Here is a 23,497-nt window from a genome sequence, read left to right on the forward strand (position 1 = left end):
CCCGCCCGCAGATGATCAGACCAACGCCGCCCCGGCCCCCTGGATCGCCCCCTGCGTTTCGGCATCGCCCAGCAGCATTTCGTTATGCGGCTTGCCCGAGGGGATCATCGGGAAACAATTCTCATGTTTCTCGACCAGCACATCAAGGATGAAGGGCCCGTCATAATCGATCATCTGCTGGATGGCGTCATCCAGGTCCTTCGGATCCTGGACCTGTGCCCCCTTGCAGCCAAAGGCTTCGGCCAGTTTGACGAAATCGGGCAGGCTGTCCGACCAGCTCTGGCTATAGCGCTCGCCATGCAGCAATTGCTGCCATTGCCGCACCATGCCAAGCCGCTCGTTATTCAGGATGAACTGCTTGACCGGCAGGCGGAACTGCACTGCGGTTCCCATCTCCTGCATGTTCATCAGCCAGCTTGCATCGCCCGCAACATTGATGACCAGCGCTTCCGGATGGGCCATCTGCACACCGATCGAGGCGGGCAGGCCGTAACCCATCGTCCCCAGCCCGCCCGAGGTCATCCAGCGGTTGGGTTCGTCGAAATGCAGGAACTGGGCTGCCCACATCTGGTGCTGGCCCACCTCGGTGGCAACGTAGCGGTCACGCCCCTTGGTCAGCGCCTCCAGCCGTTGCAGGGCGAATTGCGGTTTGATGATCGTGTCGCTGTTTCGATAGAACAGGCAGTTCTTGCTCTTCCAGCCCTCGATCTGTTCCCACCATTTGCCAAGCGCCGCCGTATTCACCTTGCGGCCCCGCGATTTCCAGATCTTCAGCAGATCCTCCAGCACATGACCTACATCGCCGATGATCGGAATATCGACATGGATCACCTTGTTGATGCTGGAGGGATCTATATCGATATGCGCCTTGACCGAATCCGGGCTGAATTCGGCGATCCTGCCGGTGATCCGGTCGTCGAAGCGCGCGCCGATATTGATCATCAGGTCGCAACCATGCATCGCCAGGTTGGCCTCGTAGAGACCGTGCATCCCCAGCATCCCGATCCAGTTCTTGCCCGAGGCGGGATAAGCGCCCAGCCCCATCAGCGTCGAGGTGACCGGAATGCCCGTCGCATCGGCCAGTTCACGCAGCAACTGGCTGGCACCGGGACCGGAATTGACGACGCCGCCGCCGGTATACAGGATCGGTCGCTCGGCCTGTTCGATCAGCTCGACCAGCCGGGTGATCGCGGTGACACTCCCCTTGCGCACGGGTTGATAACGCGGCGGATCGATCTGCTTCGGCCCCTGATACGCGTCCTCGGCGAACTGGACATCCTTGGGGATGTCGATCAGCACCGGCCCGGGACGGCCCGAGGTGGCGACATGGAAAGCCTTGTGAATCGTGGCCGACAGATCCGCCGTGTCCTTCACCAGCCAGTTATGCTTGGTGCAGGGACGCGTGATCCCGACCGTATCGGCTTCCTGGAACCCGTCGGTGCCGATCAGGAAGGTCGGAACCTGCCCCGACAGGACGACCAGCGGGATCGAATCCATCAGCGCATCGGTCAGCCCGGTGACGGCATTGGTCGCGCCCGGCCCCGATGTCACCAGGACAACCCCGGGCTTGCCGGTCGAACGGGCATAGCCCTCGGCCATATGCACTGCGCCCTGTTCGTGACGCACCAGCACATGGGTAATGTCGTTCTGCTGGAACAGCTCGTCATAGATGGGTAGTACCGCCCCGCCCGGATAGCCGAATACGGTATCGACGCCCTGATCGCGCAGCGCTTCGATGACCATTCTCGCACCCGTCATGATTCGGGACATCTTCTCTACTCCATCTGACAAAATCTCGCGGCGCACGAGCAGGGCCCGCCGCCGCGTCGGCGCAAATTATGGTCGCCATTCGGAAGGGTCAATGGGATTCGGCGGTAAAAATGACGCCAATCGCCCTGAAATTGAAATTTTCTTTCGCGAGTCGGCAGAAATCTCAGCGATCGAACTGCGGCAGGGCGATACGCGCGACCTGCTCGACGATGGGATCGATGGAAAGGGGATGCGCCTCGTTGGAGTGGTCCTCCGGCCGTCCGAGCGCCTGCCAGACACCGCCCTTGTAGATTTCGAGCGCCGAGAAGCGGGCCTTGTAATCCATCTTGCGGCTGCCGGGCACCCAATAGCCCAGATAGACATAGGGCAGCCCGCTCGCGCGTGCGATCTCGACATGATCGAGAATGATATAGGTGCCAAGCTCGCCGATTGCAGCGCCGGATCATAGAAGCTGTAGACAAGGCTCAGCCCGTCATCCAGCACATCGGTCAGGCAGACCGCCGCCAGGTGATCGTCGCCTTGCACGAGTTTTTCGGGCTCGGCCCCGTCGCAGCGATATTCGATGATACGGGTCTGAACCGGCGTTTCCTCGATCATCGCGGCGAATTCGAACACGTCCATATCCGCCATGCCGCCATCCGCGTGGCGGCGATCCAGATAGCTGCGGAACAGTTCATATTGCTCTTCGGTTGCCCAGGGCGTCATGTTCATGCGGCGCAAACCGGCATTGCGCCGCAGCAGCCGCCGTTGCGTCCGCGAGGGCGTGAAATCGGAGACCCGTATCCGCGCCGACATGCAGGCCACGCAGCTTTCGCAACTGGGCCGGTACAGGACATTCTGCGAACGCCGGAAGCCCTGCCGCGAAAGGGCATTGTTCAGTTCCGTCGCATTCTCGCCCTGAAGGGCGGTGAACAGCTTCCGTTCCGCCCGGCCATGCAGATAGGGGCAGGGTTGCGGAGCCGTCACATAGAACTGGGGCGCCTGTGGCAATGTGTGGCGCATCAGGCCTGTCCGGTATGGTGAATTTGCGTGTCGGTGCCAATCATGCGCATGCGGGCTGAACACCCTGTCAGGATACTGTTACGGGACGAAGCCTAACAATCTTTCCCGGGCAGGCCAAGCGCGGAAAGGCATGGCCTGCGCGATGTTTGCGCGTTGACGGGGCGGGGGCTTCGGATAGTGTGACGGGCATGGATTTCGCAGCCCGTATCACCCGCAAACCATTGCCCCTGGACCGGAACCGCGCAGAGTCGCTGCGTGAATTGTTTGTCAGCTTGCCGCGACCCGTGCAGGAACTGATCGAAGGCGTGGCGGGCACCAGCCCCTATCTCGCAGGCCTGCTGGAACGCGAGGCCGAATGGCTGCCCGGGGCCTTGCGGCATGAAGACGTGGTGGCGCGGGAAACCGCCGGGTTCGAAGATCTCGATGCGGCCGGGCTGGCCGCCGCGCTGCGCCGAGCCAAGCAGAGGGTTGCACTGTTCGCCGCGCTGGCCGATCTGGGCGGGGTCTGGTCGCTGGAGCAGGTCACCGGCGCGCTCTCCGACCTGGCGGATCGTGCTGTCGATCTGGCCTTGCGGGTGCATGTCGCCCATGAAATCCGGCGCGGCAAGCTGCCCGAGACGCAGGCGGATGCGGGCGGTATCTTTGCGCTGGCCATGGGCAAGGGCGGCGCGGGCGAGCTGAATTACAGCTCGGATATCGACCTGATCGTGATCTATGACGATGCGGCCTATGCCGATGACGATCAGCACGAGGCCCGCGCGGCCCTGATCCGCGCCACCCGCAAGATGGCCGCGACATTGTCGGATGTGAACGAGCATGGCTATGTCTTTCGCACCGATCTGCGCCTGCGCCCGGATGCCTCGGTGACGCCGGTCTGCATTTCGGCCTCTGCCGCGCTGGCCTATTACGAGGCGGAAGGGCGCACATGGGAGCGTGCCGCCTTCATCAAGGCCCGTGCGGCGGCGGGCGATATCGCGGCGGGCGAGCGTTTCCTGCAAGAGCTGCGGCCTTTCGTCTGGCGCAAGCATCTCGATTTCGCCGCCATTCAGGATGCCCATGACATGCGGCTGCGCATTCGCGATCACAAGGGGTTGGGCGGGCGGCTGGAGGTTCCCGGCCACAACATCAAGCTGGGCCGGGGCGGCATCCGCGAGATCGAGTTCTTCACCCAGACCCGGCAGTTGATCGCCGGTGGGCGCGATCCCGACCTGCGGCGGCGCGATACGGTGGGCGGGCTGGCGGCGCTGGCGGCGAAGGGTTGGATTCCCGAAGACGTGGCGCGCGAATTGACCGAGCATTACCGCGAGCACCGCGAGATCGAGCATCGCATCCAGATGGTGAACGACGCGCAGACCCACAGCCTGCCCAAGGATCGCGAGGGCCTGGCGGTGATCGCGGCGATGATGGGGGAAAGCGACGTGGACGCCTGGTCCGCCCGGCTGAAATCACGGCTGGCACGGGTGCATGAGCTGACCGAATCCTTCTTTGCCCCCGGTGACAGCCGCGAGCGCCCCGAGCTTTCGCAGGACGCGCAGGCGATCATCGCTCGATGGGCCGGATATCCCGCGATACGCTCGAACCGGGCACGCGAGATTTTCAACCGGGTCGAGCCCGAATTGCTGTCGCGCATGGCCCGCTCGGGTCACATGGACGAGGCTCTTGTGCGGTTCGACAGTTTTCTTGCCGGATTGCCCGCAGGGGTTCAACTGTTCTCGTTATTCGACGCCAATCCGCAACTGATCGAATTGATCGTCGATATTTGCGGTACGGCGCCGGGATTGGCCAACTACCTGGCCCGCCACTCGGCAGTTCTGGATGCGGTTCTCGGAGGGAGTTTCTTCGCGCCATGGCCGGGGGCGCAGGCGTTGCGCGAAGAACTGGCGGGGGCGTTGCAGGGGGCGCTGACCGCTCCGGATGGTGGTTACGAGCGGGCGCTGGACGCGGCCCGGAGATGGGCGCATGAATGGCATTTCCGGATCGGCGTGCACCACCTGCGCGGGCTGATCGATGCGGATGAGGCCGGGATCCAATACGCGGATCTGGCCGATGCCTGCCTTGCGGCGATGATGCCGGTGACGGCCGCCGATTTCGCCCGCCGCCATGGCGCGCCGCCGGGGCGGGGGGCGGTGGTCCTGGGAATGGGTTCACTGGGCGCGCGGCAACTGCATGCCAGCTCGGATCTCGATCTGATCGTGATCTACGATGCCGACGGGGCCGACAGTTCCGATGGCCCGCGCCCATTGGCGCCCCGGCCCTATTATTCGCGGCTGACGCAGGCGATGATCACCGCGATCTCGGCCCCCACCGCCGAGGGACGGCTTTACGAGGTGGATATGCGGCTGCGCCCCTCCGGGCGGCAGGGGCCGGTGGCGACCTCGGTCCAAAGCTTCGAGAACTACCAGATGCACGAGGCCTGGACATGGGAGCATCTGGCCCTGACGCGTGCCCGCGTCGTCGCGATGGCCGGTGAGAAGGCCACCGGGCTGGCCGAGCAGGTCGAGGCGCTGCGCCTGTCGGTGCTGCGGGAACGCGGGCAGGATCCGCGCGTGATGCCCGATCTCGCGGCAATGAGGGAAAGGATTTTCGCGGCCAAATCCGCAAGCGGGGCATGGGAGACGAAGATCGGTCCCGGTCGGCTGCAGGATATCGACCTGATCGCGCAATCCTGCGCATTGCGGGCCGGAGACCCGGCGCGCGGCACCATCGCCCAATTGCGGGCGGGCCGCCGCTCTGGAATACTGGCAGGCGAGGCCGCCGATCGGCTGTCGTCGGTTCACCGCTTCCTGTGGCGTTTGCACGCCTCGGGGCGATTGCTTACCGAGAAGGCGATGAATTTCGATGAAATCGGGCGAGGAGGACAGGAGTTTCTGCTGCGGGAATGTGATTGCGCCGATCCCGGGGAACTCACCTCGTCTCTGAAGGAGGCCACGGACCACGCCGCCGACAGGATCGCGGATGAATTGCGAGGGGTCACCGGCTCGGAGGGCTGATCCAAGGTCCGTCCGGAGCGCGAAATGGGAAAGTCACGCCGCCGTGCCGGTCCGATCCCGGTCCGTGGTGGTCGGCTTTTCCGCCGCGTCCGTGCCGATATGCCCCAGAACCGGCAATGCGACCGTTTCCGGCGGACCCTCTGCCGCGATGTCCGGGGTCGTGGCCGGAAAGATGCCATGGGCGGTCTTGTCCCAGTAGAATGGGCGCCTGAGCAATTCATGGAACGCTTTCCAGGCCGCGATGCATCCCAACGGGAAATACACCTGCATCGTCAGCACCCATGGCCGCAAGTGCCGGTGCGTGTGCTTGCGGACCGCAAACATCCCGACAGCGATATTGAGCATTTCCGAACCAAGCAGGAACCCGAGCAGGAGCGGTATCGCGGAGGCTCCGAACATGGCCTGCAACGGTTCCTGGAGTGGATAGGACAGGCCGAGGCACAAGAGCCAGAAGCCCCAGATCGCCGGAGCCAGCAAATACTGGGTCAGCATGACCAGGAACTGGACCTGGAAACCGATGAAGCGCCATGTCCCGAGATCCCGCCACAATCGCCACGGAGAGCGCATATGAACCCCCCAGGTCATGGCGAAGCCCTTGAGCCAGCGTGAGCGCTGCCTGATCCATGGCAGGGGACGGCAATTGGCCTCTTCTTCGGTGGTGGTGTCGATCATCTCGGTTCGCCAGCCGCGCCGGGCGAGACGCACCCCCAGATCCGCGTCTTCGGTGACGTTCCAGGCATCCCAGGCATCGACATCCTCAAGAGCTTCGCGGCGAAAGAAGCAGGTCGTGCCGCCCAGTGGAAGCACCAGCCCCAGGCGAGCGATCGCGGGCAGCATGACCCGGAACCATGCGGCATATTCGATGGTGAAACATCGAGCCAGCCAGTTGCTGCGGGGATTGTAGTAATCCAGCACCCCCTGAACGCAGCCGAGCTTTCGCGGCGCGTCACGGAAATGCCGGGCGATGCGATGCAACTGATCAGGATCGGGCTGATCCTCGGCATCCCAGATGCCGACAATGCTGCCCTTGCAGAAGTTCAGGGCATAATTCAACGCACGGGGTTTGGTCCGGATCGGACCGTCCGGCACCTCGATCACACGGATCCAGCGGGGCAGGCAGGCAGTGCTCAGCGCGTCCCTGGTGATCTTGTCGCCGGTCTCGACGACCATCAGGATATCCATGAGTTCCCGCGGATAGCGGATTCGCGACAACCGCGCGACAAGGGCGCGTGCCACGTCGCCCTCCTGAAATAACGGCACAAGAACCGATATGGTGGGCAAAGGCGGCGGCTGCTGTCGATCCCCGGTATCGTGGGCGGCGGGAAATCGGCCTCGCCGCCGCTCTTCCCGGGCGGATCGCAAAGCCGTGATAAAGCAGATCAGCTTCAGCCCGGTCTGGGCAAGCAAGCCCAGGGTGCAGATTATCGTCAATGCCGTCAGGGCAGACCGGGGGGCTTGCCAGAAACCCAGTGCCAGCACCGCCATGACCACGACAAGCGCCCAGCCAAACAACCGGTGATTTCGTGTCCGGCAGCTTTCGCGGGCCGGAACTCGGGCCTCGGCCTTGCGGATCAGCTCGCCTCGGCGCAGCGAAAGGATGGCGGCCTCTATCTGGTCTTCCCGGCATAGCAACATGCGTATCCTGCCAAGTTCGGATGGCAGTTCGGCGATCGATTCCATGAAACGCTCGGGATCGCAGGTCGCGATCCAGGTAACACCGCCCATGCGGCGCCAGGGCAGGATATTGCGGGCAAGGCAATGCTCCGCCCCGATGAGATCGATCAGGCGCGGATCCGGGGGGGACTCTTGCGGATCGATTACATCCACGCGCCATTGCCGGGACTGGGCCCGGAGCAGCGCCTCGGCCGTGACCCAGCCATTGATCAGGAGAATACGCTCGAGCGGCACATATTGCCGATGGCGCATCACCGCGGCTTTCAGCAGATGGGCCGGATCAACCGCGCCGTCATCGATCAGGCATTGCCCAAGCGAAGCTGTCGGAGCCGGAGGATGCGACGGCCCCGCCGGGGGCATCGCCTTTGGCGGGGATGTGACGGCAATCGGTGTCGTATGACGGAAACTGGTCATGGTCGGGATGTCCTCTGGGGAACATCCCGTCATCGCACAGCTTCTGTTAAGACGGGGTTAAGCCGCCCGCAGCCGCGAATCAGACCCTGCGCTTGCGCATCGAATCGACGAAGCGGCGGAACAGATACATGCTGTCCTGCGGTCCCGGTGCGGCCTCGGGATGATACTGGACCGAGAAGACCGGCTTGTCGGCGACGCGGATACCGCAATTGCTGCCATCGAACAGGCTGACATGGGTTTCGATCACTTCCTTGGGCAGGCTTTGCGAATCGACCGCGAAACCGTGGTTCATCGAAGTGATCTCGACCTTGCCGGTCTCGTTGTCGCGAACCGGATGGTTGGCGCCGTGATGGCCGTGGCTCATCTTGACCGTCTGTGCGCCCAGGGCCAGCGCCAGCATCTGGTGCCCCAGGCAAATGCCGAAGATCGGCAGGTCGCGGTTCAGCAGTTCCCGGATCATCGGCACGGCGTAACTGCCCGTTGCGGCGGGATCCCCGGGGCCGTTCGACAGAAAGACCCCCTCGGGCTCATGTGCCAGCACCTCTTCGGCGGTAGCCGTCGCGGGCAGGACCGTGACATCGGCCCCATGCGTGACCAGCGAGCGCAGGATGTTCCGCTTGGCGCCATAATCCAGCGCCACGACCTTGAAGGGCTTTTCTTCGAGATTCTTGCCGAAGCCCTCGCCCCATTCCCAGCTTCCCTCGTCCCAGTGATAGCTTTGCGCGCAACTGACCTCCTTGGCCAGGTCGAGCCCGACAAGCCCCTTCCAGTCACGGGCCCGGGCGATCATCGCCTCGAGATCGAAATCGCCATCGGGATCATGGGCAAGCACCACATGCGGTGCGCCCTGCTGCCGGATCGCGCGGGTCAGGCGCCGCGTGTCCACGCCGCCGATACCGATCCGGCCGCGCCGCTCCATCCAGTCGCACAGCTCGCCGGCCGAGCGCCAGTTCGAGGGTGCGGTCGGGTCCCAATGCACGACGATGCCGCTTGCGACCGGATCCTGCGCCTCGTCATCCTCGGGGGTGATCCCGGTATTGCCGATATGGGGGAAGGTGAAGGTGACGACCTGGCTGGCATAGGAAGGATCGGTCATGATCTCCTGGTAGCCGGTCATCGCCGTGTTGAAGACCAGCTCGGCCACGACCTCGCCGGTGGCCCCGAAGCCTCGACCGTAGAAAACGGTCCCGTCGGCGAGCACAAGGCAGGCGGTGGGTTTTGTGGCCATGTCGGCACCTCTGTCGTGAAATCAGCCGGTGAATAGGGGTGGCAGCGGTCGAGGTCAAGCGCTGCCATCCCATTTGAGGACGATGACAGCTTGAATTTTGCGTTCGTTTTGCCTAGATCGCCATCTTTCCGCCTGCCCCGGACCGGGGCGCAAGGCATATGGGATCATCCCGGGAGTGTATCATGGACCTGCGAGCCAAATTGCAAGCTGCCACCAAGGAGGCGATGAAGTCCAAGGACAATGCGCGTCTCTCGACGCTGCGCCTGATTTCCGCCGCCATCAAGGACAGGGAGATCGCCGCACGCGGAGAAGGCGGCGACGAGGCCGGGTTGAGCGATGCCGATCTGATCGCGATCCTGTCGAAGATGGTCAAGCAAAGCCAGGAATCGGCCAAGGCCTATGAAGAGGGCGGCCGCCTGGAGCTTGCGCAGAAGGAAGAGGACGAGATCAAGGTGGTGCAGGAATTCCTGCGCGCCAGCTGAACGATGCAGAGGTCGCGCAGGCCGTGGATGCCGTGGTCTCGGATCTGGGCGCATCCAGCGTCCGCGACATGGGGCGCGTGATGGCCGAACTGCGCGCACGCCATGCCGGGCAGATGGATTTCGGAGCGGTCGGCGCAATGGTCAAGCAGCGCCTGCTGCACTGAGACCCGGTCGGCACCGTATCCTCGCCGGGGATCGGAATGCCGGGGGTATCCCACAAGAGCTGGGGGATTTCGCATCCCCGTCGCCGGGTGGTTCTCGAACCAGTGGCGCACCACCCGACAACCCCCTGCGGGATATTTGCGTGAAGAAGAAGTGCCGGGCCGTCTTTGAAGTAGCAGCGGCCATCCGGAACCGGTTTGGGGATCATTCCGGGAAAAAGCAGGCGGCCCCGTGCGTGACGGCCCCCAGTTCGGGCCTCTCTGCGCGGCAACGCTCCTGCGCCTTCCAGCAGCGCGGCGCGAAGGCGCAGCCGGTGGGAAGGTCCAGGGGTGAGGGCAACTCACCCTCCAGCTTGATCCGGTTGCGCTTGCCTTGCGGATCCGCGACCGGCGTGGCCGAGAGCAGCGCCTTGGTATAGGGGTGGCGCGGATGCGCGAAGATGGCGTCCTTGCTGCCCATTTCCACCGGGCGGCCCAGATACATCACGATGATGTCGTCGGCCATGTGTTTCACCACCGACAAATCATGGCTGATGAACAGGTAGGCAAGGCCGAGCCGTTCCTGCAGATCGACCAGCAGGTTGAGGATCTGGCTCTGGATCGACAGGTCCAGCGCCGAGACAGGCTCGTCCAGCACCAGCAGCTTGGGCTCCAGCATCAGCGCGCGGGCGACCGCGATGCGCTGCCTTTGCCCGCCCGAGAACATATGCGGGTAGCGGTCGTAATGCTCGGGCCGCAGCCCGACCAGCGCCAGCATCTCGCGGGCGCGGCGGGTGCGTTCCCCGGCCGTGATGTCGGGGCGGTTTATCTTGAGCGGCTCGGTCAGGACGGCGCCGATCCTCTGGCGCGGGTTGAGCGAGCCATAGGGGTTCTGGAACACGATCTGCACATCGGTCCGCAACTGCTTGCGATTGGCCGGGCTGGCCTCGACGCCGCCGATCGTGAAACTGCCCGAGGTCGGTTCCTCGATCATGGTGATCAGCCGGGCGAGGGTGGATTTCCCGCAACCGGATTCCCCGACCACCGCCAGTGTCTTTCCGGGCTGCAATTCGAAGCTCGTGTCCGAGACCGCGCGCAGGATACGGGAACCCGAGAACAGCCCGCCCCTGACAGAGTAGTGACGCGACAGGTTCTCTGCCTTGACCACGGGGGCATTCATGCCGAAACCTCCGATCTGGCGTTCAGGGGATAGTGGCACCGCGCGAGGCCCAGCCCGGAGCCCGCCGGGGCCGGAGGCTCGGCCTTGCAGCGATCGTCGGCGAATTTGCAGCGTGGGCTGAACAGGCACCCCCTGGGCCGGTCGAACTGCCCCGGCACCACGCCCGGAATGGTCGGCAAATGGCGCGAGGTGGCGCGCTCGGGCAGGGCGGCCAGCAGAGCGGCGGTATAGGGATGATGCGGTGTCTCGAACAGGTCGGCGACCTTTTGTTCCTCGACCTTCTGGCCGGCATATTGCACCGATACCCGCTCGGCCGTTTCGGCCACCACGCCCATGTCATGGGTGATCAGGATCAGCGCCATGCCACTGTCGCGCTGCAAGCCGGTCAGCAGGTCGAGGATCTGCGCCTGGATCGTCACGTCCAGCGCCGTCGTCGGCTCATCCGCGATCAGCAGCTTGGGACCGCAGGCGATGGCCATGGCGATCATCACCCGCTGGTTCATGCCGCCTGACATCTGGTGCGGAAAGACCTTCAACCGGTCCTCGGGGGCGGGAATGCCGACCATCTCGAACAGTTCCACCGCGCGCCGGTGACGGGCCTTGCGGTCAAGGCCAAGATGCAGGCGCAGCGCCTCCTTGATCTGGAAACCGGTGGTGAAACAGGGATTCAGCGAGGACATCGGCTCCTGGAAGATCATTGCCATGTCCTTGCCGACGATCCGCCGCCGCTGCCGCGGGCCGAGCGCGCGCAGGTCATGGCCGTCAAAGCTCATGACATCGGCGGTGATCGTCGCGGTCCAGGGCAGCAGGCCCATCATCGCCAGCATCGACACGGATTTGCCCGAGCCGCTCTCGCCGACGATGGCCAGCAGCTCGCCCTTGTCCACCGACAGGTCGATTCCGTCCACGGCGCGGAATTGCCCCGAGGAGGTGGCGAAATCGACCGAGAGATTGCGGATTTCAAGCAGGGGCATGGATCAGCTCCGCTTCAGTTTCGGGTCGAGCGCGTCGCGCAGCCCGTCACCCATCAGGTTGATGGCCAGCACCGTGACCAGGATGGCAAGGCCGGGGAAGGTCACCACCCACCATGCGCGCAGGATGAATTCGCGCGCCTCGGCCAGCATGGTGCCCCATTCGGGGGTGGGCGGCTGCGCGCCCATGCCCAGGAAACCCAGGGCCGCCGCATCCAGGATGGCGGTCGAGAACGACAGCGCCGCCTGCACGATGATCGGCGAAAGGCAATTGGGCAGCACGGTGACGAACATCAGCCGCAGCCTGCCCGCACCCGCCACGCGAGCGGCGGTCACGTAATCCTTGCTACGTTCCGACAGCACGCTGGCGCGGGTCAGGCGGACGTAATGGGGCTGCAGGACGATGGCGATGGCGATCATGGCATTGGTCAGCGAAGGGCCGAGGATCGCCACCAGCACCAGCGCCAGCAGCAGCGAGGGAAAGGCCAGGATGATATCCATGATCCGCATGATGATCGCGTCCAGCCAGCGCGGCGCGAAACCGGCGATCAGCCCGATCACGATCCCGCCCGAGGCCGCCACCGTAACCACGACGATACCGACATAGAATGAATATCGCGCCCCGTGCAGCAGCCTTGACAGGATATCCCGCCCGAGCGCGTCGGTGCCCAGGGGAAAGGCGATGCTGCCGCCTTCCTGCCAGAAGGGCGGTTGCAGCAGGTTCTTGCGGAACTGCGCGGTCGGATCATGCGGTGCGATCAGATCCGCGAACAGGGCGACAAGGACGAAGGCCACGAAGATCCACAGGCCCATGACCGCGCCCCGGTTCTCGCGGAAATAATACCAGAATTCGCGCAGCGGACCGGGACGGTCGGTGGCTTGGGATGCTGTTTCGCTCGTTTCGGTCATCAGCGTTTCCGGATCTTGGGGTTGATGAAACCGTAGAGCATGTCCACGATCAGGTTCACGATCATCACCATCACGGCGATCAGCAGCAGCCCGCCCTGCACGACCGGGTAATCCCGGCGGAAGATCGAATCGACCATCCATTTGCCGATGCCGGGCCAGGAAAAGATCGTCTCGGTCAGGATCGCCCCGGCCAGCAATGTGCCGACCGACAGGCCGATCACCGTGATCACCGGGATCAGCGCATTGCGCAGGGCATGCACGCCGTTGACCCGAAAGGGCGCAAGGCCCTTGGCGCGAGCGGTGCGGATGTAATCCTCGGACAGCACCTCGAGCATGGCCGAGCGGGTTTGCCGCGCGATCACGGCCAGCGGGATGGTGCCCAGCACGATCGTCGGCAGGATCAGGTGGTGAACCGCCGACCAGAAGGCGCCATCCTGCCCGGACCGGAGTGAATCGATCAGCATGAAGCCGGTGCCGCTGTCGAAATAATACATCAGGCTGATGCGTCCCGAGACCGGGGTCCAGCCAAGCCAGCCGGAGAACGCGATGATCAGCAAAAGCGCCCACCAGAAGATCGGCATCGAATAGCCGACCAGCGCCGAGGACATCAGCAGCCGGTCAAAGAACTTGCCCCGGTTCACCGCCGCGATCACGCCGGCGGGCAATCCGAGCGCCACCGCGAAGATGATCGCGCAGATCGACAGTTCCAGCGTCGCGGGAAACAGCGTGAAGAACTCGTCCCATACCGGTTTCTTGGTCACCAGGCTTTGCCCGAGATCGCCTTGGACGACGCCCTTGAGATAGTCCCAATACTGGATCAGCATCGGTTGATCGAAGCCGAATTCCGTCATCAGTTCGGCATGGCGCTCGGCCGAGATGCCGCGCTCGCCCGCCAGCACCGTGATCGGATCGCCGGGCAGAAGGCGGATGAAGGCAAACGAGATCAGCGTTACCCCGAAAAAGGTGGGCAGGAAGGTCAGCAGCCGCGAAAGGATGAATTTCAGCATCAGCCTACGATCCTGATATCTCGTGGGAATGTCGTCAGAGAGCGGTTGCCCGAAGGGGTGATCAGCACATCGTCCTCGATCCGGATACCGAAGCTGCCGGTCTTGTAGAGACCCGGTTCGTTGGTGAATACGACGCCCGGCTCCAGCCGCTGATGATTGCCGCGCATGACATAGGGTGCCTCATGGACATCGCGGCCCAGCCCGTGGCCGGTCTTGGTCCGGATCCGGTCGGCATAGGGGGATGCCTCCAGCATCGAGATCACCGCGTCATCGACCTCATGCGCGGTCACGCCGGGTGCGGCGATCTCGTGCCCGCGCCGATTGGCCGCCAGCACGGTTTCATAGACCGAGGCGGCCTCGTCAGTGACATGCCCGACGAAAGCGGTGCGGGTAATATCGGCGCAAAGCCCGCCCCAACGCGCGCCGAAATCGATCAGCAGAGGATCGCCCGCCCGCAAGGCGTAATCGTCCCGCGCATGGGCATGCGAGGCGGCGCTATGCGCCCCGGCGGCAACCAGGGCACCGAAGGCCTGTTCCTCCGCGCCATGGGCGAACAGGGCCTGCACCAGCGTCCGTTCGACATGTTTCTCGGTCTGCCCGATGCGCACCTGGTCCAGCGTTTCGCCAAGCGCGGCCTCGGATATGGCGATGGCGCGCTCCATCGCGGCGATTTCATCCGGTGTCTTGCTGTATCTGAGACCGGTGATCTGCGCCTCGCCATCCACGATGCCCAGGCCCGGATAGGCCTCGCGCAGCGCAAGCTCGACGAAGACCCGCATGGATTGCCCCTCGACCGCGACCGAATCCAGGGGCAGATGCCCGGCCAGGGCGGCGAAGGCACCGGCGTAACCCACCTGGTCGCGCCAGTCGAAAACCTCGCCCTCGAATCCGAGCTCCGCAAAGCTGGACAATTCGAGGTTGGGCACCACCGCCGCCGGAGGTCCGTTGACGGGAATCACCACCACCAACGGGCGCTCATGGCTCATGAACTCATGGCGGTAGAGGCGCGTGAAATTGGCGCCGGGAACCAGCGCGACCGCGTCGGCTCCAAGCTCGGCCGCGATGCGGCGGAAATCTGTGTATCTGTCTGGCATGATCTGGCATCCGGTCCTGAGGGACGCATGAAGGCGCGCCCCTCAGGACCAAAGCTCACTCGGCGATATCGACGCCGTAGAAGATATGGGTGCCGAGCGGATGGACCTTGAAGCCCGTCACCTCCTTGCGCACCGGCTTGTAGGCTACCGAATGGGCGACCGTGACCCATGGGGCCTGTTCCTTGAAGATCACCTGCGCCTCTTCGTAAAGCTTGCTGCGCTCTTCCTGGTCGGAAGATGTCTTGGCCTTCTGGACCAGTTCCTCGAAGGGCTCAAAGCACCATTGCGCGCGGTTCGCACCGCCGACGGCATCGCAGCCCAGCAAGGTCGCGAGGAAATTGTCAGGATCGCCGTTGTCGCCGGTCCAGCCCATCAGCACCGCGCCGTCGCGATCGACATCCTTCGAGCGTTCGAGATATTCGCCCCATTCATAGGACACGATCTCGACATCCACCCCGACCTCGGCGAAGTCGTTCTGGATCAGTTCGGCCATCCGGCGGGCATTGGGGTTATAGGGGCGCTGCACCGGCATCGCCCAGACCTTCATCGACAGATCGGTGATCCCGGCCTCTTCCAGCATCGCCTTGGCGGCTTCCGGATCATAGGGATCGTCCTCGACCGCGTCGTTATAGGACCACATGGTCGGCGGGATCGGATTCTTGGCAATGCTGCCGGCACCCTGGAAGACCGCGTCGATGATGGCTTCCTTGTTGATCGCCATGTTCAGCGCCTTGCGGACCTTGGGATCGTCGAAAGGCTCCATCTGGGTGTTATAGGCCAGGTAGCCGACATTCAGCCCCTCCTGCTCCAGCAGGTTGATATCGGGATCCGAGCTCATCGCCTCGATATCGGCGGGGTTCGGATAGGGCATGACATGGCATTCCCCGGCCTTCAGCTTTTGATAGCGAACCGAGGCGTCGGGGGTGATGGCAAAGACCAGATCGTCGATGGCAGCCTTGCCCCGCCAATAATCCGGGTTGGCCTTGTAGCGGATGACCGCGTCTTTCTGATAGGCGACGAACTGGAACGGCCCGGTTCCGACGGGCGCCTGGTTCAGCATTTCCGGCGTACCCGCCTCGAGCATCTGATCGGCATATTCCTTGGACTGGATCGAGGCGAAATCCATGGCGAGATTCGCGATCATCGGCGCCTCGGGGCGGTTCAGAACGAATTTCACCGTGTAGTCGTCGACCTTCACGATCTCCTTGATCAGGTCGGGCATCGACATGCCATTGAAATATTCCCAGGTTCCGCCCGAGACCTTGAAATAGGGGTTATCCTCCAGCCGCTGCCGGTCGAAGGAGAAGATCACGTCATCGGCGTTGAAGTCGCGCGAAGGGGTGAAGCTGTCATTGGTGTGAAACTTGACGCCCTGCCGCAGGTGAAAGGTATATTCCAGCCCGTCTTCCGAGACGTCCCAGCTTTCCGCCAGGCCCGGGATGACATTGGTGGTGCCGGTTTCGAACTCGACAAGCCGGTTGAAGACCGGCTGCGCCGAGGCGTCAAAGGTCGTTCCCGCCGTGAACAGGGCTGGATCGAAGCCCTCGGGCGAGCCTTCCGAGCAATAGACCAGCGTCTTGGCCGAGGCGGCGGTCCCGCCAAGCAATAGCGCGGCGGCGCCGATGGCGATTTTCTTTTGCAGTGACATGTCAAGCTCCTTGTTGGCTGGCAGTTCCGATTCTCTGCTCGCTTCGTGGCGGCCATTTCAATGCTGGCCTGTTCGGGTGAACTGTGGTCAGTTCATATCGTCGGCGCCTCCTTGCGTGGGGCGCAAGATGCGGGGGATGGGGCATATGTGGAAATCATAGCATTATCCGGGAACCGTCCCAAATGATGCGGATGGCGGGCGCATATGGAATATGCCGCCGCGTCGCGAATGCGCGGACCAATTGCCTTGCAGATGCGGCTTTCCGGACGACGCGCCATTCCCACCCTATCGACCACTGTTTACCGGGGGCTTTCTGCCCCGTTCCGGGCATTACAGAGAGAAAACACCCTGCGGTCAAGAAAAATTTTTATTAATTTCAATTGCTAAGCTGGGAATTAAAGATGCGCAGGAATTGTGCATCGAGTTGTATTGTTGCGGGCGGGCCGGCGGTTGCGATCCGCAGCCCCGGTGGATCAGGGATTGCATCCGATCTCGTAGCCGGTAGCCTCGCCGCCGGTGCGGTTCGGGGGGAGCAGGGGATGGGGCGAGAGGGCAGGCTATTGCTGCGCAAGACTTCGGCGCGCGTTTCCGGGCGCGCGATCGCCCTGTTCGCACGTCTTGTCACGGCCGTTCAGCCATTCTGGCAAGGCATCGACCCGCTCGACCGGCGGCAGCGCATCTATTTCGCCAATCATGCCAGCCATGGCGATTTCATCCTTGTCTGGTCCGTCCTGCCGGCGCCGCTTCGGCAGAAAACCCGTCCCGTTGCGGGGGCGGATTACTGGGGCGGCACCGGGTTGCGCAGCTTTGTCGGCAGGGATGTCTTCAACGCCGTGCTGATCGACCGGCAGCGCAACGGGAACGCGGCGGATCCCGTGTCGGTGATGACCGGGGCGCTCGATGACGGTGCATCGCTGATCCTGTTCCCCGAAGGCACGCGCAACCTGACCGACGCGGAACTGCTGCCCTTCAAGAGCGGGCTTTTCCATCTTGCCGAGGCGCGGCCCGGGATCGACCTGGTTCCGGTCTGGATCGACAATCTTAACAGGGTCTTGCCGAAAGGGAGCTTTATCCCGGTGCCGCTGATGTGCAAGGTGATTTTCGGAGAGGCCCTGCGCCTCGGGCCGGACGAGGGAAAAGAGGCGTTTCTCACCCGCAGCCGCGAGGCCCTGCTGAACCTGCGCCCGGGAAAGGATGGCAATTGATGCTGCAAGCTCGTGACGATCTGTTGACGGTTTTCATGGGTGTGGGGAGCGTCCTGATCCTGGCCTCGCTGGTCGGTTGGGCGCTCCGGCTGCGTTTCTCGCCAGAGGGCGGCAATGCCGCGATCGAGAACCTGAATGACCGAATCCGTGCCTGGTGGATCATGGTCATCGCGCTGGCGCTCGCGTTCCTGGGGGGGCGCATGGGGGTCATGTTGCTGTTCGCGCTCTGCTCCTTCGCGGCACTGCGGGAGTTCATGACGCTCACGAATGCCACCCGCGCCGATCACTGGTCCCTTGTCGGCGCCTTCTTCATCGTGCTTCCGGGCCAGTATTACCTTGTTTGGGCAGAGAGATACGGCATTTTCGCTGTCTTCATCCCGGTCTATGTCTTCCTGCTTCTGCCGATCGTTTCGGCCTTGCGGGGAGAGAGCCGCAATTTCCTGGTCCGTGTCGCCGAGATGCAATGGGCGCTGATGATCTGCGTCTTCTGCGCCTCGCATGTGCCGGCCCTGCTGAACCTGACGATTTCGGGCTATGAGGGGCGCAACCTGCTGCTGATCGCCTTCCTGGTGATCGCCGCGCAGATGAGCGATGTGCTGCAATATGTCTGGGGCAAGCTGGCCGGCAAGCGAAAGATCGCCCCCTCGCTTTCACCCTCGAAAACCGTCGAGGGCTTCCTGGGCGGAGCGGGATCGGCGACATTGCTGGCGGCGGGGTTGTGGTGGATGACGCCCTTCACCCCGTGCAGGCGGGACTGATGGGGGCGATCATCACCGGTTTCGGGTTCCTGGGCGGGCTGGTGATGTCGGCGATCAAGCGTGACCGTGGTGTCAAGGATTGGGGCCACGCCATCGCCGGGCATGGCGGTTTCATAGACCGGCTGGATTCGGTGGTGTTCTCGGCGCCGATCTTCTTTCACCTGACGCGTTATTTCTGGTCAACGACATGATCCTGTCCGATCCTGCGCCGGACCACTGTAACCGGCCAAGCACAGGGTCAGCGGCCATCAGATGAAGGGCTATCGCAGCCCGGCCAATCGCCGGATCAACTCGTCGCATAGCTCCTGCCGTTCCTCCACCGTCAGAAAGGCGCCCAGTTCGATTTCACGTTGCCCGTCGGTCAGCGTCAGGTAGCGCTCGACCGGGCCTTCCCGCAACGCGACCCGGACCCAATAGGGGTTGGTCTGCCATACCCGGTCGGCCCTGCCCGGATCGTGGCGCCATATCTCCAGCCTGTCGCGGCTCAACCGCAGCTCTTCGCGGGTTTCGCCGCTGCGGTAACTGCGTTGCAGAGCGGTCCAGATCGCCCAGATCGCAACCAGCACGAAGGGCAGGAGCCCCCATAACGCCGATGTGCCAAGCACCGCAGCCAGCGGCAATGCCATCAGCACGGCGGTTGCCCCGATGAACCAAACGAAGCCGCGGCGGGGCAGCGACCGATGGGGCCAGAGGATCAGCCGATGTGAAACGGCCCCGGAATCCTCCGGGGCCGTTTCTTGCCATTCATAGGGCATCAGTGGGCGTGGCCGTGATCCCAATCCGAGCGCTTGGGCAACTGCTCGAACGTATGTTCGGGCGGCGGCGAGGACAGGGTCCATTCCAGCGTATCGGCATGCTCGTTCCAGTAGTTCGGCACGTTCACCCGCTGGCCGAAGCGCAGCGTGTAGAACATGACGCCGAAGAAGAACAGGAAGGAGGCAAAGGACAGATAGGCGCCGAGCGAGCTGATATTGTTATAATATGCGAACTCGACCGGGTAATCGATATAACGGCGCGGCATGCCCTGACGGCCCAGGAAATGCTGCGGGAAGAAGGTCAGGTTCGCGCCGATGAACATCATCCAGAAGTGAAGTTTGCCCGCCCATTCGGGATATTGGCGGCCAGTCATCTTGCCGATCCAGTAATAGATACCGGCAAAGATGGCAAAGACCGCGCCAAGCGACATCACATAGTGGAAATGCGCCACCACGTAATAGGTGTCGTGATAGACGCGATCCAGCGGCGCCTGCGACAGCACGACGCCGGTCACGCCGCCGACGGTGAACAGGAACAGGAAGCCGAAGGCCCAGAGCATCGGCGTCTTGAACTCGACCGAACCGCCCCACATCGTCGCGATCCACGAGAAGACCTTGATGCCGGTGGGCACCGCGATGGTCATCGTGGCCAGCATGAAATAGCTCTGCTGGGTCAGCGACATGCCGACGGTATACATGTGGTGCGCCCAGACCACGAAGCCCAGCACCCCGATCGCGGCCATGGCCAGGACCATCGGCAGGTAGCCGAAGATCGGCTTTTTCGAGAAGGTCGAGATGACGTGGCTGATGATGCCAAAGCCCGGCACGACGATGATATACACCTCGGGATGGCCAAAGAACCACAGGATATGCTGATACAGGATCGGGTCGCCGCCGCCCGCCGGGTTGAAGAAATTGGTGCCGAAATTGCGGTCCATCAGCAGCATGGTGATGGCCCCGGCCAGAACCGGCAGCGCCAGCAGGATCAGCCACGCGGTGATAAAGACCGACCAGGCGAAGAGCGGCACCTTGAACAGCGTCATGCCGGGGGCACGCATGTTCAGGAAGGTGGTGATGATATTGATCGCGCCAAGGATCGAGGATGCGCCCGAGACGTGGACGGCGAAGATCGCCAGGTCCATCGAATAGCCGCCCTCGGTCGTGGATAGCGGCGGGTAAAGCACCCAGCCCACGCCGGAACCTGCCTGCTGGTTGCCGCCCGGTGCCAAAAGCGAGGCGACGCCGAGGCAGACGCCGACGACATACATCCAGTAGGACAGGTTGTTCAGGCGCGGAAAGCTCATGTCCGGGGCGCCGATATGCAGCGGCATGAAGTAGTTGCCGAAACCGCCAAACAGCGCCGGAATCACCACGAAGAACATCATCAGCACCCCGTGATAGGTGATCATGACGTTCCACAGATGGCCGTTGGGCGTGCATTCAGCCGTCGAATCGGCGATGAACCGCGCGCCTTCCTGGCACATGTATTGCACGCCGGGATGCTGCAGTTCCATCCGCATGTAGACGGTGAAACAGACCGAAATCAGGCCAACCACCGCGGCCGTCAGAAGGTAAAGGATACCAATGTCCTTATGATTGGTGGACATGAACCAGCGGGTGAAGAACCCGCGTTGGTCGTGATGGTCTTCGTGGCCGTGAGCGGCTGCGTCTGCCATACCCGAACTCCCTCAGATATCGTCGAGCCGGTCTGGCCGACCGGCGGTGTCTCGCGTTCTTCTAGACCAGCCTACGGCACCGGGCAATGCGTTACGCTGACCAAAAATTGATTACCCCCGCAAGAATATCACATTCCGCGGGGGTAAGGTCTTCCTGTCATGCGACGGATTGCCGCAGAACCCGCGCCGTCCTACTCGGCCGCCGGAGCGTCGGGCGAGACGCTGGCCAGATAAGCCGCGATATCGGCCTGCCCCTTGCGCAGCTTGAAGGTCATCTTGGTCTTGGCGCTGGAATCGCCGGTCTTTTCCTGGACGAAGGCGTTCGGGTCGGTGACATACGCGGCCAGATCCTCCTCGGTCCAGACCTCGCCGGTCTCGTTAAGCGCCAGCAGAGCGTCGGAATATTTGAAATCCTCCTGGCTGCCGGCGGGGCGGCCAACGATGTTCCACAGGTTTGGGCCGGTCTTGCCGCCTTTCACGATATCCTCGCCATCGGCGCTCTGGATCATGTGGCAGGCCTTGCATTTGCGGAATTCCTTTTCCCCCGCGGCGACATCGCCCCCTTCCTGGGCGAAGGCGGGCAGGGCAAGGACGACGCTCAGAACGCCGCCGATCATTGCAAGTTTCATTTGGCTCTCCTCACTCACACTAGCTGGGTGTCCGGGAAAGGTTATAGGAAACCGAATCCTGCAAGACCACCCGGCATAAGGTCGCATAGCGGTTTCATGCGAAAAAAGGGAGGGATGAGGGCAGCGATAGCCAATGTTGAGCGGATATCCTTGTGTCATCCCGATTTCGGTGCGGCGATTCGCGCTTTCACCCCGCATCCGCTTGCGCCGCCGCACCGAATTGCGACAGGAAATCGCCGAAACGCTCGCCCTGAATCAGGATATGGTCACGCTGCACCGACTCTGCCGCGGCTTCGTCTCCGGCTTCGATGGCGGCGACAACCTGCGTATGCTCGGCCAGCGATTGCCGCAGCCTGCGCGGCACGCGCAGTTGCTGGCGGCGAAAGGGCGTCAGGCGCAGATGCAGGGCTTCGGCCTGTTCGGCCAGGAAACCGTTGCCCGAGCCGCGATAGATGGTGTGATGGAACTGGCGGTTCGCCTCGTAATAGGCCGAGACATCTTGCGCCGCCGCCGTGGTTTCGCAGGACATCAGCCATGCTTTCAGCGTCCTGATCAGTTCCGCATCCGCCCGGCGGGCACAAAGGCGCGCGCAGACCGCTTCCAGTTCCGCCATGACCTCGAACATCTCGACGATGCGCCCGATCGAGGGGTTCAGAACCCTCGTGCCCCGGCGCGGTTTCAGCTCGACCAGCCCCGAGGCCGACAACCGTTGCAACGCTTCCCGCACCGGGGTGCGCGAGACGCCGAATCGTTCGGCCAGCGCAGGTTCCTCCAGCCGCGTCCCGGGGGGAAGCAGCCCTTCGACGATTTCGGTCTCCAACCTTTCGCTGATGTCATCGGCGACACTGGCCATCCTGCAACCCTCATCAATCTGCATGCATAATTATGACTTGTGTATACACAAAAGTCGAGACAGTATGCATCCGGGAGTATGAGATTCGGTGCGATGCGCCGCAAGGGAGGAAATGACATGACCAGAATAATGACCGCAGCAGCAATCGCCGCAGTCGCCGCCATGCCGCTGACCGCCGGGGCCGAGGTGCTGAAGGCCAGCCACCAGTTTCCGGGCGGCAAGGGCGATGCGCGTGACGAGATGGTGCAACTGATCGCCAAGGAGGTCGCGGATGCCGGTGTGGATCTGGAGATCCGCGTCTATCCGGGGGAATCGCTCTACAAGGCCCGCGAACAATGGAGTGCCGTGACCAGCGGACAACTGGACATGACGTCCTTTCCGCTGGATTACGCCGCCGGGCGGGTGCCGCAGTTCAGCGTCACGCTGATGCCGGGGCTGGTGCGCAACCATGAACGCGCGCAACGCCTGAACGATTCGCCCTTCATGGAGGAAATCTACCGGCTGATCGAGGAAAGCGGCGCGCTGGTCCTGTCGGATGCCTGGCTCGCGGGCGGGTTCGTCAGCAAGAAGAACTGCATCACCGCGCCGGATTCGATCTCGGGGCAGGTGACGCGCGCCGCAGGCCCCGCCTTCGAGCAGATGCTTGTCGGCGCGGGGGCCTCTATCGCCTCGATGCCGTCTTCCGAGATTTACACCGGCATGCAGACCGGGGTTCTGGACGCGGCGAATACCTCGTCCGGCTCGATGGTCAGCTATCGGCTGTTCGAGCAGGCCGAATGCCTGACCGCGCCGGGAGAGAACGCGTTGTGGTTCATGTATGAGCCGGTGCTGATCTCGAAGAAGAAATTCGAACGCCTCAGCGAGGAACAGCAACAGGCGCTGATCGATGCCGGGCAGAAGGCCGAGGACTGGTTCGCCGAGCAGGCCGCCGGGCTGGACAGCAAGATGATCGAGGAGTTCGAGAAAGCCGGAGTGGAAGTCGCCGAGATGAGCCCCGAGGATTACGACGCATGGCTTACCATCGCCAAGGAGACCTCTTACAAGACTTTCGCCGAAGAGGTCGATGGCGGTCAGGAACTGATCGATCAGGCGCTGGCGGTGGAATGATAGGC

At 63.1% G+C, this 23,497-nt stretch carries 16 protein-coding genes and 3 pseudogenes; 5 read left to right on the plus strand and 14 right to left on the minus strand.

The window, feature by feature from the left end; translation table 11 throughout:
• Positions 1 to 15: 15 nt before the first annotated feature.
• Both A7A09_RS01695 and A7A09_RS01700 read right to left on the minus strand, forming a co-directional pair.
• Positions 16 to 1,770 (minus strand): acetolactate synthase 3 large subunit, encoded by a 1,755-nt coding sequence (locus A7A09_RS01695; RefSeq protein ID WP_106689710.1) that lies wholly within the window; start codon positions 1,768 to 1,770, stop codon positions 16 to 18.
• 163 nt (positions 1,771 to 1,933) lie between these two features.
• Positions 1,934 to 2,772 (minus strand): annotated as a pseudogene (locus A7A09_RS01700) (arginyltransferase).
• A gap of 188 nt (positions 2,773 to 2,960) precedes the next feature.
• On the opposite strand from A7A09_RS01700, the gene A7A09_RS01705 reads away from it, so the two are divergent.
• Complete coding sequence (locus A7A09_RS01705) at positions 2,961 to 5,762, plus strand: [protein-PII] uridylyltransferase family protein (RefSeq protein WP_106689712.1); 2,802 nt, start codon at positions 2,961 to 2,963, stop codon at positions 5,760 to 5,762.
• A 33-nt stretch (positions 5,763 to 5,795) separates the two neighbouring features.
• Here the strand turns inward: A7A09_RS01705 and A7A09_RS01710 are convergent, their stop codons facing one another.
• A complete protein-coding gene (locus A7A09_RS01710; RefSeq protein ID WP_106689714.1) occupies positions 5,796 to 7,850 on the minus strand; it encodes a glycosyltransferase in 2,055 nt (684 codons plus the stop codon).
• Positions 7,851 to 7,929: 79 nt separating this feature from the next.
• A complete protein-coding gene (gene carA, locus A7A09_RS01715) occupies positions 7,930 to 9,078 on the minus strand; it encodes a glutamine-hydrolyzing carbamoyl-phosphate synthase small subunit (protein WP_106689715.1) in 1,149 nt (382 codons plus the stop codon).
• A 182-nt stretch (positions 9,079 to 9,260) separates the two neighbouring features.
• On the opposite strand from carA, the pseudogene A7A09_RS01720 reads away from it, so the two are divergent.
• Positions 9,261 to 9,724, plus strand: a pseudogene (locus A7A09_RS01720) (GatB/YqeY domain-containing protein).
• A 202-nt stretch (positions 9,725 to 9,926) separates the two neighbouring features.
• On the opposite strand, the gene A7A09_RS01725 reads toward A7A09_RS01720, so the two are convergent.
• Genes A7A09_RS01725 through A7A09_RS01750 form a run of 6 tightly spaced genes read right to left on the minus strand, consistent with a single transcriptional unit; the run spans position 9,927 to position 16,509 of the window.
• The gene (locus A7A09_RS01725; protein ID WP_106689717.1) at positions 9,927 to 10,880 is read right to left on the minus strand and encodes an ABC transporter ATP-binding protein; all 954 of its coding nucleotides are present in this window, start codon (positions 10,878 to 10,880) and stop codon (positions 9,927 to 9,929) included.
• A complete protein-coding gene (locus tag A7A09_RS01730; RefSeq protein ID WP_106689719.1) occupies positions 10,877 to 11,854 on the minus strand; it encodes an ABC transporter ATP-binding protein in 978 nt (325 codons plus the stop codon). Before A7A09_RS01730 ends, A7A09_RS01725 begins: the two co-directional genes overlap by 4 nt.
• Before the next feature lie 3 nt (positions 11,855 to 11,857).
• Positions 11,858 to 12,760 (minus strand): ABC transporter permease subunit, encoded by a 903-nt coding sequence (locus A7A09_RS01735; protein WP_106689721.1) that lies wholly within the window; start codon positions 12,758 to 12,760, stop codon positions 11,858 to 11,860.
• On the minus strand, positions 12,760 to 13,767 hold the full coding sequence (locus A7A09_RS01740) for an ABC transporter permease subunit (RefSeq protein ID WP_106689723.1): 1,008 nt from the start codon (positions 13,765 to 13,767) through the stop codon (positions 12,760 to 12,762). The genes A7A09_RS01735 and A7A09_RS01740 overlap by 1 nt, the downstream gene beginning before the upstream one ends.
• On the minus strand, positions 13,767 to 14,861 hold the full coding sequence (locus tag A7A09_RS01745) for a M24 family metallopeptidase (protein WP_106689725.1): 1,095 nt from the start codon (positions 14,859 to 14,861) through the stop codon (positions 13,767 to 13,769). The genes A7A09_RS01740 and A7A09_RS01745 overlap by 1 nt, the downstream gene beginning before the upstream one ends.
• Before the next feature lie 55 nt (positions 14,862 to 14,916).
• Positions 14,917 to 16,509 (minus strand): ABC transporter substrate-binding protein, encoded by a 1,593-nt coding sequence (locus A7A09_RS01750; RefSeq protein ID WP_106689726.1) that lies wholly within the window; start codon positions 16,507 to 16,509, stop codon positions 14,917 to 14,919.
• Positions 16,510 to 17,048: 539 nt separating this feature from the next.
• Here A7A09_RS01750 and A7A09_RS01755 point away from each other — a divergent pair.
• Positions 17,049 to 17,714, plus strand: a complete 666-nt coding sequence (locus A7A09_RS01755; protein ID WP_106689728.1) for a lysophospholipid acyltransferase family protein — start codon at positions 17,049 to 17,051, stop codon at positions 17,712 to 17,714.
• Positions 17,715 to 17,875: 161 nt separating this feature from the next.
• A pseudogene (locus A7A09_RS01760) lies at positions 17,876 to 18,663 on the plus strand (phosphatidate cytidylyltransferase).
• Positions 18,664 to 18,732: 69 nt separating this feature from the next.
• Here A7A09_RS01760 and A7A09_RS01765 read toward each other — a convergent pair.
• The 4 genes from A7A09_RS01765 to A7A09_RS01780 all read right to left on the minus strand — a co-directional run bounded on the left by A7A09_RS01765 (position 18,733) and on the right by A7A09_RS01780 (position 22,385).
• Positions 18,733 to 19,311: a DUF2244 domain-containing protein gene (locus tag A7A09_RS01765; protein ID WP_436277768.1), complete on the minus strand. Its 579-nt coding sequence runs from the start codon at positions 19,309 to 19,311 to the stop codon at positions 18,733 to 18,735.
• Complete coding sequence (ctaD, locus tag A7A09_RS01770; RefSeq protein WP_106689732.1) at positions 19,227 to 20,903, minus strand: cytochrome c oxidase subunit I; 1,677 nt, start codon at positions 20,901 to 20,903, stop codon at positions 19,227 to 19,229. Before ctaD ends, A7A09_RS01765 begins: the two co-directional genes overlap by 85 nt.
• Before the next feature lie 191 nt (positions 20,904 to 21,094).
• On the minus strand, positions 21,095 to 21,532 hold the full coding sequence (locus A7A09_RS01775; protein ID WP_106689734.1) for a c-type cytochrome: 438 nt from the start codon (positions 21,530 to 21,532) through the stop codon (positions 21,095 to 21,097).
• A 187-nt stretch (positions 21,533 to 21,719) separates the two neighbouring features.
• Complete coding sequence (locus A7A09_RS01780) at positions 21,720 to 22,385, minus strand: GntR family transcriptional regulator (RefSeq protein ID WP_106690030.1); 666 nt, start codon at positions 22,383 to 22,385, stop codon at positions 21,720 to 21,722.
• A 117-nt stretch (positions 22,386 to 22,502) separates the two neighbouring features.
• On the opposite strand from A7A09_RS01780, the gene A7A09_RS01785 reads away from it, so the two are divergent.
• Positions 22,503 to 23,492, plus strand: coding sequence for a TRAP transporter substrate-binding protein (locus A7A09_RS01785; RefSeq protein ID WP_211341010.1), 990 nt, complete (start codon positions 22,503 to 22,505; stop codon positions 23,490 to 23,492).
• Positions 23,493 to 23,497 lie beyond the last annotated feature (5 nt).

The sequence above is a fragment of the Paracoccus methylarcula genome (assembly GCF_003007735.2).
GTDB classification, from domain to species: Bacteria; Pseudomonadota; Alphaproteobacteria; order Rhodobacterales; family Rhodobacteraceae; genus Paracoccus; species Paracoccus methylarcula.